The organism is Amycolatopsis sp. NPDC048633, assembly GCF_040650695.1.
Taxonomy (GTDB): Bacteria; Actinomycetota; Actinomycetes; order Mycobacteriales; family Pseudonocardiaceae; genus Amycolatopsis.
This window is the reverse complement of sequence record NZ_JBEZHS010000076.1, coordinates 1-12,437: the sequence shown is the minus strand read 5'-3', so window position 1 is coordinate 12,437 and position 12,437 is coordinate 1. Positions and strand designations below refer to the sequence as shown.

At 71.3% G+C, this 12,437-nt stretch carries 8 protein-coding genes; 5 read left to right on the top strand and 3 right to left on the bottom strand.

Going from position 1 to position 12,437, the window contains the following annotated elements; translation table 11 throughout:
- Positions 1 to 97: 97 nt before the first annotated feature.
- On the bottom strand, positions 98 to 1,246 hold the full coding sequence (gene xylA, locus AB0C38_RS49060) for a xylose isomerase (RefSeq protein WP_360688509.1): 1,149 nt from the start codon (positions 1,244 to 1,246) through the stop codon (positions 98 to 100).
- 98 nt (positions 1,247 to 1,344) lie between these two features.
- Between xylA and AB0C38_RS49055 the strand changes: the two genes are divergently transcribed.
- Positions 1,345 to 2,508: an ROK family transcriptional regulator gene (locus tag AB0C38_RS49055; protein ID WP_360688506.1), complete on the top strand. Its 1,164-nt coding sequence runs from the start codon at positions 1,345 to 1,347 to the stop codon at positions 2,506 to 2,508.
- Between the two features lie 91 nt (positions 2,509 to 2,599).
- Here AB0C38_RS49055 and AB0C38_RS49050 read toward each other — a convergent pair whose 3' ends face one another.
- Both AB0C38_RS49050 and AB0C38_RS49045 read right to left on the bottom strand, forming a co-directional pair.
- Positions 2,600 to 4,000, bottom strand: coding sequence for a discoidin domain-containing protein (locus AB0C38_RS49050; RefSeq protein ID WP_360688503.1), 1,401 nt, complete (start codon positions 3,998 to 4,000; stop codon positions 2,600 to 2,602).
- A gap of 159 nt (positions 4,001 to 4,159) precedes the next feature.
- Positions 4,160 to 7,393: a S8 family serine peptidase gene (locus AB0C38_RS49045; RefSeq protein WP_360688500.1), complete on the bottom strand. Its 3,234-nt coding sequence runs from the start codon at positions 7,391 to 7,393 to the stop codon at positions 4,160 to 4,162.
- A 251-nt stretch (positions 7,394 to 7,644) separates the two neighbouring features.
- Here AB0C38_RS49045 and AB0C38_RS49040 point away from each other — a divergent pair, with 251 nt between their 5' ends.
- The 4 genes from AB0C38_RS49040 to AB0C38_RS49025 all read left to right on the top strand — a co-directional run bounded on the left by AB0C38_RS49040 (position 7,645) and on the right by AB0C38_RS49025 (position 12,397).
- Entirely contained in the window at positions 7,645 to 8,259 is a 615-nt protein-coding gene (locus AB0C38_RS49040) for a TetR family transcriptional regulator (RefSeq protein ID WP_360688497.1), read from the top strand.
- Positions 8,260 to 8,261: 2 nt separating this feature from the next.
- Positions 8,262 to 9,170, top strand: a complete 909-nt coding sequence (locus AB0C38_RS49035) for an ABC transporter ATP-binding protein (RefSeq protein WP_360688494.1) — start codon at positions 8,262 to 8,264, stop codon at positions 9,168 to 9,170.
- Positions 9,167 to 10,729: an ABC transporter permease gene (locus tag AB0C38_RS49030; protein WP_360688491.1), complete on the top strand. Its 1,563-nt coding sequence runs from the start codon at positions 9,167 to 9,169 to the stop codon at positions 10,727 to 10,729. The genes AB0C38_RS49035 and AB0C38_RS49030 overlap by 4 nt, the downstream gene beginning before the upstream one ends.
- Before the next feature lie 219 nt (positions 10,730 to 10,948).
- On the top strand, positions 10,949 to 12,397 hold the full coding sequence (locus AB0C38_RS49025) for an amidohydrolase family protein (protein WP_360688488.1): 1,449 nt from the start codon (positions 10,949 to 10,951) through the stop codon (positions 12,395 to 12,397).
- Positions 12,398 to 12,437 lie beyond the last annotated feature (40 nt).

The window sequence follows — 12,437 nt, the reverse complement described above, 5'->3', positions numbered from 1 at the left end:
GCTCGCTGTTCGACATCGACACGCTGACCGTGTCCTAGAAGTCCGTGAAGGCCTCCTTACCGGCCATAAGAGCCGGTAAGGAGGCCTTCACGGCGTTTCAGCGGACGCCGAGGAGGTGCTCCAGAGCCAGCTGGTTCAACCGCGTGAAGTGGTAGCCGCGGGTTGCGGCCGCCTCGAGGTCGAAGTCGTCGTTCAGCAGGTCGTCGAACGACTCGCCCGGCGCGATCGTGGGGATCGACAGGTCCGGGACCCGCGACGCCGCCAGGGCTTCCGCGACCTCGGGGTCGGACCGGAACTTCGCCGCCTTCTCCTTGAGGATCAGGTACGTCCGCATGTTCGCCGCGGCGGACACCCAGACGTCCGACGGGTCCTCGGTGCGCAGCGGCTTGTAGTCGAAGTGCCGCGGGCCTTCGTAGCCGCCGTTCTCCAGCAGGTCGACCAGGAAGAACGCGCTCTTCAGGTCGCCGTGGCCGAAGACCAGGTCCTGGTCGTACTTCGGGCCGTGCTGGCCGTTGAGGTCGATGTGGAACAGCTTGCCCTGCCACAGCGCCTGCGAAATGCCGTGCACGAAGTTGAGCCCGGCCATCTGCTCGTGCCCGACCTCCGGGTTCAGCCCGAACATCTCGGACCGCTCGAGCTGGGAGATGAAGCCCAGCGCGTGCCCGATCGTCGGCAGCAGGATGTCGCCGCGCGGCTCGTTCGGCTTGGGCTCGAGGGCGAACCGCAGCGAGTAGCCCTTCTCGACGACGTAGTCCGCGAGGAGGTCGAGGCCCTCCTTGTAGCGGGCCAGCGCCGCCCGGACGTCCTTCGCGGCGTCGGACTCGGCGCCTTCACGGCCACCCCAGACGACGTAGGTCTCCGCGCCCAGCTCGGCCGCGAGGTCGACGTTGCGGCGCACCTTCCGCAGCGCGTACCGCCGGACGTCACGGTCGTTGCTGGTCAGGCCGCCGTCCTTGAACACCGGGTGGGTGAACAGGTTCGTCGTCGCCATCGGCACCTTGAGCCCGGTCTCGGCGAGCGCCTTGCGGAACCGCTCGATCGCCTTGTCGCGGTCGGGCTCGGTGGCCAGGAGGTCGTCGTCGTGGAACGTCACGCCGTAGGCGCCCAGCTCCGCCAGCCGGTGCACGCTCTCCACCGGGTCCAGCGGCGGCCGCGTCGCGACCCCGAACGGGTCGTTCGCGGGCCAGCCCACGGTCCAGAGGCCGAAGGTGAACTTGTCGGCCGGCTGGGGAGCGTAGTCGCTCATGACTGTCCCTTCATTTAGTTCACGTTATAGACTAAATATGCGCCGCGGCGGTCCCGGGCGTCAAGAGGCCGGTTAGAGTGCTTCGCAGGAGGGACGCGATGACCCAGGCCGTGCGGCACGACTCGATGCGCGCCCGCAACCTCGAGGTCGTGCTGGGCGCGGTCAGCCGCGGTGGCCCGCTGACCCGTGCCGCGCTCGCCGAGCTCACCGGGCTGACCAAGTCCACGGTGAGCAAGCTCGTCGGCGACCTCGTGGACGCGGGGCTGCTGGCCGAGACCGGGCCCGCGCGGGCGGGCGAACGCGGCCGGCCGGGGGTGGAGGTCGTGCTCAGCGGGGCGCGCGTGGCGTCGCTGGGGCTGGAGATCAACGTCGACTACCTCGCGGTGCGCGTGCTCGATCTCACCGGCGGCGTCCGGTTCGCCGCGCGCCGCGAGCGGGACAACCGCGCTTCGCGGCCGAAGAAGGTGCTGGGGGAGCTGCACGCGCTGGCGTCGGAAGCCCTGACCGAGACGCACCGGCTCGGGCTGGAGGTCGCGGGCGCGGTGCTGGCGGTGTCCGGCCCGGTCGGCGATGGCGTGCTGTTCAGCGCCCCCAACCTCGGCTGGCAGGACGTCCGCCCGGCCGACCTGCTGCGGCTGCCCGTCCCCGTCGAGCTGGACAACGAGGCGAACCTCGCGGCGCTGGGCGAGCTGTGGTTCGGCGACGGCGAGCGCGACTTCCTCTACGTGTCGGGCGAAGTCGGCATCGGCGCGGGCCTGGTCGTGAACGGCTCGCTGTTCTCCGGCGCGCGCGGGCTGGCCGGCGAGCTGGGCCACGTCGTCGTGGCGCCCGAGGGGCCGGCGTGCCGGTGCGGTGGCCGCGGGTGCCTGGAGACGTTCGCCGGGCAGGAGGCGTTGCTGGCCGCGGGTCAGGCGGGATCGGTGCCGGCTCTGCTGGCGGCCCTCGAGCACGGCGACGAGCCGGCGCTGGAGGCGTGCGCGGCGGCCGGTCGCGCCCTCGGCGTCGCGTTGACGTCGGCGGTGAACCTTCTCGACCTCGACCGCATCGTGCTGGGCGGGGTCTTCACCCAGCTGTACCCGTGGCTGTCCGGTCCGGTGTCGGAGGTGCTGTCGGCGCGGCTCGGGGGGCTCCGGGGCGCGCCGCCGGTGCTGTCGGCGTCACGCCTCGGCGGCGACGCCGCGACACTGGGCGCGGCGGGCCGGGTGGTGCACCGGGTGCTGGCCGACCCGGCGCCGTTCCTCGCCCGGGTTCAGGAGGCGTAGGCGCGGGCGGATGTCATGAACGACTCGTTCATGACGCCGGGCGACAGGAAAGAGTCGTTCATGACGTCGCCCAGCCTGCGCGCGCCCGGGTTCAGGAGGCGTAGGCCTCCACTTCGGACAGCTGGCCGGCGGGCCATCCGGTGTTGCCGGTGAAGCTCAGCCGGACGAACTGGCCCGACACCGCCGGGAGCGTGATGGTCGCCGTGTTCCCGTTCGCCGGGTCGAAGACGTAGCCCGCCGGGCTGCCGCCGTTCACCGAGATCGTCTGCGTCCGGGCGCCCCACGACGGCGGCAGCTTCAGCACCAGCCGTCCCGCCGTGGCCGCGGCACCCAGGTCCACCGTGACCGTCTGCGGGAACGCGTTGTTCGTGCTTTCCCAGTAGCTCGACGCGTCTCCGTCGACCGCGTTGCCCGCCGGGTACCCGCCCTGGGACCCGCTCGCCGAGACCGGCCGTCCGCGCGCCAGGTTGACCGAGGCCGGCGGCGGACCGCCGAGCTGCGAAGCCCAGTAACGCGTCCGGTCGAGGTAGGCGGTTTCCGAAGCCGCGCCCGAAGTGCCGTACGCGCCGTCGAACGTCTCGTACCCCGAACCCGGCGGCGACGAGCGAGCCGGTTCGATGACCGAGCCTTCGTGCCATTCGTTGAACGACGTCACCGAAACCCAGTCCGCGTCCGAAGAAAGCGCGTTCTGCCATTCCCGGTCGTAGGTCGCGCCGTTGTCGCGGCCCAGCGTCGGTGTCGTGTTGCCCGGTACCGCGCGGTCGTCGACGTACCCCGGGCCCACCGAAGGCGCCCACACCAGGCCGTTCGCCTCGCAGTACGCCCCCGCTTCGCGCCAGCCCGGCGCGGTGGCCCCGGCGATGGCATCGTAGGTGTACATCCCGCCGAAGTGCGCGACCTTGCTCGTGTCGGTCGTCTGCGCCAGCACGATCGCCGACGAGCGCACCTGGTCCAGCGGCGTCCAGTCGGCGATGCGCAGGCTCTCGAAGACGTAGAACGCCCCGCGGCCGCCCTCCCGGTAGAACGCCGGGCTCGAGCCGTAACGGCCGATGAGGTAGTCGATGTCCGAGACCGTCGAGGTCGCCGTCCGCCCGCTGTAGGGCTCCAGGTGCCAGGCGACCTTGATCCCGTGCCGCGCCGCGGCTTCCAGCACGCCGGCCGCCAGACCGTCCTCATAGGACCCCTGGCCCCACCAGCTGTAGACGAGCACCCCGGCGCCGGACTGCTCGATCCAGCGCATGTGCTGCTCGACGGCGCCGCCGAAGTCGCCGGAGTCGTACGGGCCCAGCACCGGGTAGAGGTTCGCGCCGATGTCGTCCGGTGGCGTGTGCCCGCCCTGCTGCCAGTGGCGATAGGCGCCGGCGCTGTTGCCGTACCACGGGTAGTAGAACAGGTGGGTGCGGGACGAGAGCGCCGCCGCGGCGTGCGCGATGCCCGGCAAAGTCGCGGCCAGCAGGAGAAGAGCGGCGAACAACGTCGAAATCCGTCGCATGCGGAACCCCTCGGGTGGGTGCGGAGTGTTCCAGACCATACGGACGCTTTCGGGCCCGCGGCAATACTTCACCGGACATACGCAAACTTGCGTCGGAAACCCACCAGGAAAGCGAAAACCGCCCCGGGTGAGACCCGGGGCGGTTTCCGTTGAGCGGGACTAGCTGACGGAGTTGACCAGCACCAGCGAGGAGCCGACCGTGACCCCGGTGTCGGTCTGCACGGTCAGCTGACCGCGCAGGACCCGGCCCGGCGCGGGGACCGCGGAGGCGGTCACCGTCGCCGGCACCGTCCACGAGGTACCCGACGCGTGCGCCGCGTTCGCGTCGGTCACCGCGACCGAGCCGAACGCCGGGTTGGTGAACACGTCGAGGTAGTCGTACTCGGTGGTGCCCGCGGGCACCGCGTACCCGTCGACCAGCGCGACCCAGACGCCCGCGGCCGGGTTGGGCACGGTCACCGACTCCTCGGAGTCACCATCCGCGCTCTGGGCCGCCAGCACGCAGGACCCGGTGGTGCAGTTGTACAGCGCCAGGTCCAGGTCCGCGCCGACGTCCGAGGTCTTCCCGATCGTGGCGGTCAGCGACGTCGAGCCCGGCGTCACCTGGATCTGGTACTGCTGCTGCGCCCCGTCGGCGATCGTCGGCCGCGCGATCTTCGCGCTGCCGAGCGTGGCACCGTTGAGCTTGCCGGTGAACGCGCCGAGCGTGTTCGTCACGGTGTACGAACGCGCGATCGGCTGGCCGAGCGTGGCCGAAGCGATCGTGTCCGGGTTGGGCGTGATGGTCGTGCCCAGCACCGAAGCCGTCAGCTTGAACGCCGCATTGTCCACATCGGACGTCCGGCGTGCTTCGACGACGATCTCCCACACACCCGGCAGCGGGTTGGCGATGGTCCGGCTGGTCGGCGTGCCGCCGGGGCAGCCCGCGCCCGCGTCGGGGAGGTAGCAGTACGTCGTCGAGGTGCTCGCCTCGGCCGGGACACCGGTCGGGTCGTAGCGCAGGAACCGCACCTGGCCCTTGCCCGGGGCGCCGGCCCCCGCGTCCAGGTCCACCTTCAGCGCGCTGGCGCCCTGGGGCACCTTCACGAAGTAGCTGGTCGCCTGGTTGCGGGCGATCTTGCCGGAGACGTCGACCTGGTACCCCTTGGCGGCGGTGAACTCCTGCGGCGCGAAGACCGTGTTGAGGGTCTGCACGTCGATGCCGATGGTCAGCGGGTTGTCCAGGTACAGCAGCGCCGAGTGGACGCCCGCGTTCTTCGGGTTCACCTTGACGTCGAACTTCACCGGCGTGTTCAGCGGCAGTACCACCGTCGAGCCCGAGGAGAACGTCCCGTCGTTCCCGGTCCACCGCGCGAAGTACGGTACCGGCTTGGCCGAGCCCGTCGTGCGGGTGATCGTGTACGTGCGGGTGTACGCCTTGCCCGTGGTCACGCCTTCGCGGTCGTGGATGCCCACGCCGGTGTTCGGGGTGGCCAGCAGGCCCGACAGTGCGGTGTGCACCTCGACGGACGTCGAAACGGCGTCCGGCTTCGGGTTGAGCGACAGTGCGACGAACGCGGCCGGCACGTTGAACAGGCCGGCGCCCTGGGCGTACGCGCCGATACCCGGCACGAACCGGGCGGTCGACTTGATCGCCGAACGCAGCTGCGCCACCGGCGGCCGCTGGCCGTTGTGCGTCGCCTTGTACGCGCTCACCAGCAGCGCCGCCGCGCCGGTCGCCTGCGGCGCCGCCATCGACGTGCCCTGCAGCATCGCGTAGCCGGCGGGCAGGGCGTAAGTGCCCGCGACCGGGCCCGGCGCCTCCCAGCGCGGGGTGGTCGAGATCGCCGCCCCGGGCGCGATGATGTCCGGCTTGAAGCCGCCGTCTTCACGCGGGCCGCGCGAGGAGAACGGGTGCAGCGACTCGGCGTTCTGCGTCTTCGAGCCGTAGTCGGCGAGCCAGGTCTCCTTGGTGATGTACGAGCCGACCGAGATCGCGTCCGTGGCCACCGACGGGTCGCCGACGGTGTTCGCCCCGGCGCCGCTGTTGCCGGCCGAGATGAAGATCTGGACGTTGTACTCGGCGATCGTGCGGTTGTAGAGCTCCGCGCGGGCGTTGTTGCCGTCGTTGAGCGCCGGCAGGCCGCCGATCGAGATGTTGATGACGTCGGCGCCGTGGCTGGCGGCGTAGACGACGCCGTCGACCAGGCCGCTGTTGGTGCAGGCGGCGCCGGTGAGGCAGACCTTCACCGCGAGCACCTTCGCGCCCGGGGCCGCGCCGTCCATCTTGCCGCCGAACAGGTCGTTGCCGGTGGCGATGCCCGCGACGTGCGAGCCGTGCTCGGCGCCGGCGATGCCGATGCCGACGAAGCCCGGCTTGTCGGTCTGGACCACGAAGGCCATCCGCTCGGCGATGTCGGTCGCCGGGTTGTCGGTGCCGAAGAAGCCGACGTCGTAGTTGGTCTTGTAGTCGAGCATCGGCTTGTCGTCGCCGAAGTCGCCGTTGCCGTTGAGGTCGACGCGGACCTGCTTGGTCACGGTGTCCTGCAGCACGCCCCAGGAGTCGGCGCGGTCGCCGTCGCGGTTGAGGTCACCGCCGGTCTCGCTGTCCGCGGCGCCCAGGTCGCCGGCGGTCTCGGTGAAGAGGCCGAACGTGTACGGGCCGCCGGTGGCCGGCGTCTTCCAGCTCTTGGCGTTCGAGGTGAAGGTGCCGTTGTAGGTCTGGGCCGACTGCGCGACCCAGGTGCCGTCCCCGGAGTTGGTGGCGTTGGCGTTGTACCAGTCGACGATCTTGCGTTCGCCGTGGCTGGTCTTGGCCAGCGCGGGGGTGTCGAGGTCGACACCGGAGTCGAGCACCGCGACCGTGGCGTCCTTGCCGTCCCAGTTGGGCAGGACCTGGCCGAACTGCGCGGCGTAAGTGTCACCGGTGGGCAGGTACGGGTTCACGCGCGGGGTGTTCTTGCCCGGCGCGGGCTGCGGCGCCGGGTCCTGCGCGCCGTCGGGCTTCGGGTCGTCGCGGTAGACGAGGCCGTCGACGTCGACGGCGTTGACCGACTTGAGCTTCGCGGCCTTCTCGGCCTTGCCGGTCGGGACGCTGACCTTGACGTAGTCGAGCTTGGTGTCGGTGGACTGGACGACCCCGCCGAGGGCCTTGAGCTCGCTCACGGCGGCGCCGGTCTGGCCCTTCTCCGCCGCGATCAGCAGCGTGACGTCGGGCTTCCCGGCCTTCTCGGCCTCGGCGACGAGGGCGCGGTCGTGCCCGTCGAGGGTCTTGCCGTCGGCCGCGCCGGCGGTCGGCGGGGCCTGCTGGGCGGACGCCACGGGAACGGCGACGCCGAGGACGGAGGCGCCGAGTGCGGTGGCGAGGACGGTGATCCCGGCCCGCCGTCTCCAGCGAGATCTGTGGTCAGTCACTGAGTGGACCCTTCGTGAAGAGATGCGTCCGACAAGAAGACGTCCGTGAAGTACACAACGTGAGATGTTCGGCAGCAATCAGACAGTTAGCCCATCAACCGCAATTGGTTGCGGGCCGAATGGCCTAATCGGATCACCGGTTAGGAGGCCACCGGATGTGACGCATCCGGGTGATCCGTCCACTCTTGCTATACGTGTGTATAGGGGACTACATTGACGTGTAGTCAGCTGTACGAACGTATAGGAACCGGATGAGCATCGAAGACCTGACCGCGCGGGCCCGGATCCGCGACGCCGCCATCAAGCTCTTCACCGAGCGCGGCATGGACAAGACGTCGATCCTCGACATCGCCGAGGTGGCCGGGGTGTCGGGCGGCCTGATCCGCCACCACTTCGGGTCCAAGGACGGCCTGCGCGAGGCGTGCGACACCTACGTCTTCGACGAGCTGCTGAAGTTCAAGGAAGAGGTGCTGGCCAAGGGTGTCGCGAACCCGGGGTTCCTCCCCACGTTCGACGCCCGCCAGCTGCTCTTCCGCCGGTACCTGGGCCGGGCCATGATGGACGGCTCCGAAGCCGCCGCGGCGCAGTTCACCGAGATCGTCGACGGCACCGAGCGCTACTTCCGCGAGCAGGACATGGACCTGCCCGACCCGCGGGGCGTCGCCGCCGCGCTCGCCGCGATGACCGGCGGGTTGATGATCCTGCAGGACCACGTCGCCCGCGCGCTCGGCGAGGAGCCGGGCACCCACGAGGCGATGCTGCGGATGTCGCTGGCCGCCGGGCACCTGTTCCTCAACCCCCTCGGCGACGCCGAGGTCCTCGACAAGGCCCGCGAAGCGCTGGCCGCCTACGAACGAAAGGAATGACGATGGCCGAAGCGATCACCGCCGACGGCCTCACCAAGGCGTTCGGTGCGGCGAAAGCCCTCGACGGGCTCGACCTGACCGTCCACACCGGCGAGGTGCACGGCTTCCTTGGGCCGAACGGCGCCGGCAAGACCACCACGATCCGCGTCCTGCTGGGGCTGATGCGGGCCGACGGCGGCCGCGCCACCCTGCTCGGCGGCAACCCCTGGACCGACGCGACCGAGCTGCACAAGCGCCTCGCGTACGTCCCGGGCGACGTCACGCTCTGGCCCAACCTCACCGGCGGCGAGGTCATCGACCTGCTCGGCCGGCTGCGCGGCGGACTCGACACCGCCCGCCGCGCCGAGCTCGTCGAGCGCTTCGACCTCGACCCGCGCAAGAAGGGCCGGACGTATTCGAAGGGCAACCGGCAGAAGGTCGCGCTGGTCGCGGCGCTCGCGTCCGATGTGGAGCTGCTGGTACTCGACGAGCCGACGTCCGGGCTCGACCCGCTGATGGAGGAGGTTTTCCGGCAGGTCGTCCAGGAGGAGCGGGAGCGCGGCGACCGGACCGTGCTGCTGTCCTCGCACATCCTGTCCGAGGTCGAGGCGCTCTGCGACCGCGTCACGATCATCCGGGCCGGGCGCACCGTCGAGTCGGGCACCCTGGACGAGCTGCGGCACCTGGGCCGGATCACGATCGACGCCTCGCTCGCGCAGGTCCCCGCGGACCTCGCTTCGCTGCCGGGCGTCCACGACCTGACCTCGTACGGCTCGCACGTCCACCTGTCCGTCGACCAGGCCGAGCTGGACGACGTCATGCGGCACCTGGCCGGGGCCGGGCTGCGGAACCTCGTCAGCCGGCCGCCGACGCTCGAAGAGCTGTTCCTGCGCCACTACCGGCAGGACGAGCCGGTCGGAGTGGCGCGATGACCGGGACCTGGGCGCTGCTGCGGCTGGTGCTGCGCCGGGACCGGCTGCTGATGCCGCTGTGGATCGTCTGCCTGGCGGTCGCGCCGATGGGCTACCTGTCGTCGATCGAGGCGGCCTACCCGGATGCGGCGGCGCGGCAGCGCTTCTACGACCTCAACGCTTCCAGCGCGACGTTCGTGGTCCGCAACGGCCCGCTGTACGGCTCGTCGGTCGGGAACCTCCTCGCGTGGCAATGCGGGTTCGTCCCGGTCGTCGTCGGGCTGATCGCGCTGCTCACCGTGATCCGGCACACCCGGACCGAGGAGGAGGCGGGCCGCCGGGAGCTGACCGGCGCGACCGTCGTCGGGCGGCACGCCGGGCTGGCCGCCGCCGTGATCGCGGCCTGCGGCGCGTGCCTGGTGTACGGCCTGGTGGTCGGGCTCGGCCTGGCCGCGCAGGGCGTCTCCGTTGCCGGTGCATTGGCGCTGGGTCTCGGGTTTTCCTTGGTGGGCTGGGTGTTCGCCGGCGTCGGCGCGGTCGTCGCGCAGCTCACGTGGGGCGCCGGCGGCGCACGCGGGATCGGGATCGGCGGGCTGGTCCTGGCGTTCCTGCTGCGGGCGGCCGGGGACAGCAGCGGTTCGGCGGGCTGGCTCGCCTGGCTGTCGCCGATCGGCTGGGCGCACCGGATGCGGCCGTTCGCGGGGGAGCAGTGGTGGGTCCTGGCGCTCGCACTGGCCTTCACCGGCTTGCTCGTGGTGCTGGCGGTGGCGTTGTCCGCGCGCCGGGATCTCGGCGCGGCCCTGCTCCCGGCGCGGCTGGGGCGGGCGACGGCGAAGGCGTCATTGCGTTCGCCGCTGGCGCTGGCCTGGCGGCTGCAGCGGGGGACGCTGCTGGTCTGGACCGTCTGCCTGGCGCTGGTCGGCCTGCTGATGGGCGGGGTCGGGAAGAACGTCGCGGAGATGATGCGGGACAACCAGGCCGTCGCGGACGTGTTTTCGCGCCTCGGCGGCGGAGGCGCGGTGACGGACGCGTACCTGGCCGGGACGATGACGTTGTTCGGCCTGGCGGCGGCGGGCTACGCGGTGCAGGCGACGCTCAAGTTGCGTGCGGAAGAGGCGGCGGGACGCGCGGAACCGCTGCTGGCGACGGCGGTCGGCCGGATCGGCTGGGCGCTCGCGCACCTGACGTTCGCGGTGCTGGGCTCGGCGGTCGTGCTGGCGATCACGGGCTGGGCGACCGGGTTGGCGTTCGGAAGTGGCGTTTCGCTGGTCCCGGCGGCCTTGGCCCAGCTGCCGGCGGTGTGGGTGCTGGCGGGGCTGGCGGCGGCGTTGATCGGCTTCTTCCCGCGCTTCGCCGCGGCGGCGTGGGGGCTGTTGGGCGCGTTCCTGCTGTTGTCGCTGGTGGGAACGGCATTGCAGTGGAACGAGGCGGTGCTGGGGATCTCACCGTTCGCACACCTGGCGCGGCTGCCGGGCGGCACGTTCTCGGCGGTGCCGGTGATCTGGCTGGTGGCGATCGCTTTGGTGGCGGGGATCGGCGGCCTGGCGGCGTTGCGAAGGCGTGACATGCCGGTGGGCTGAACGCGCGAAGAGCCACCGTCTTCAAGCGGTGGCTCTTCGTATCGAGCGGCAACCGAGGGAGTCGAACCCTGCGCGGCTTATGAGGGCGGCGCCCATGGACCGGCCCTGACCCTTCGGCGGGCGACGGCTGCCATCTCTTACAACCGTAGCTAATACCCATCTCATTCCCATCTCACTCTGTGCTTCACCCGGACGGGTCCGGCTGGCAGGGTGGTCCGCATGGATGATCTACTGCTGCGCCGCGTGCGGCCGGGGCTCGGCGGGGAGCTCGCGGACGTCCGCGTGAACGACGGCCGCGTCACGGCGATCACCGAGCCGGGCTCGGCCGGGTTCGCCGCGCGGGTCGTCGACGGGCACGGCGGCACGCTGCTGCCGGGGCTGGTCGACGCGCACGTCCACGTCGTGCAGTGGGCGACGTCCCGCCGCCGGATCCCGCTCGAAGCGGCGCGGTCGGCGGGCGAGGCCGTCGAGCTGCTGCTGGCGCACCTGCTGGCGACGCCGTCGAAGGCAGAGGAACTGGTCGTGGGCGCGGGGTTCCGCGACGCGCTCTGGCCGGACAAGCCGCACAAGGACCTGCTGCAGCGGGCGCTGCCCGGGCGGGCGGTGGCGTTGTTCAGCGCGGACCTGCACACGCTGTGGCTGAGCCCGGCGGCGCTGAAGCTGATCGGCCGCGAGCACCCGACGGGCGTGCTGCTGGAGCACGACTGCATGAGCGCGACGGCCCAGCTGCCGACGGCCGCGATCGACGTCCAGGACGCGTGGGTGGCGGAAGCGGTGTCCGCGGCAGCGGCGCGGGGGGTGACGCAGATCGTCGACTACGAGTACGCGGACACGGTGGCGGACTGGACGCGCCGGGGTGCCCCGGCGGCCCGGATCTCGTGCGTGATCGCGCGGTTCCTGCTGGACCAGGCGATCGAGCGCGGCCACCGCACGGGCGACGTGCTCCCGGATTCCGGCGGGCTGCTGACGGTGGGCCCGTTCAAGCTCTTCGTGGACGGCTCGCTGAACACCCGCACGGCTTATTGCCACGACCCCTACCCGGGTTCGGACTCACCGGGGCTGCTCGAGCTGCCGCCGTCGGCGTTGGTTCCGTTGATGGACCGGGCTTTCGCGCACGGGCTGGTTCCCGCGGTCCACGCGATCGGCGACCAGGCCAACACGGTCGCGCTGGACGCGTTCGAGTCGGTCGGCTGTCCCGGGCGGATCGAGCACGCGCAGCTGCTATCTCCGTCCGACGTCTCGCGTTTCGCTTCGCTGGGCGTGATCGCGGCGGTGCAGCCGGCTCACCAGCCCGATGATCGTGACGTCGCGGACCGGCATTGGTATGGACGGACATCGCGGGCGTTCCCTTACCGGTCGCTGCTGGATTCGGGAGCCCGTCTGGAGTTCGGTTCGGACGCGCCGGTGGCACCGCTGGACCCGTGGGACGGAATCGCGTCAGCGGTCTCCCGCACCGACGACGACCGGCCGGCTTGGCACCCTGAGCAAGCGCTCTCGTTCCCGGACGCGCTCGCGGCCTCCTCGGGCGGCCGTCGCGGGGTGTCGGTGGGGGACGTGGCGGACTTGATGGTGACGGCGGCGGACCCGTCGGCGCTGTCCGCGCCAGACCTGAGGACGCTCCCGGTGACGGCCACGGTGCTGGGCGGTCACGTCACCCACCAGATTTGAGGACTGAGCCAAGGCCGATTTTGGTGCGTTCAACGCACCA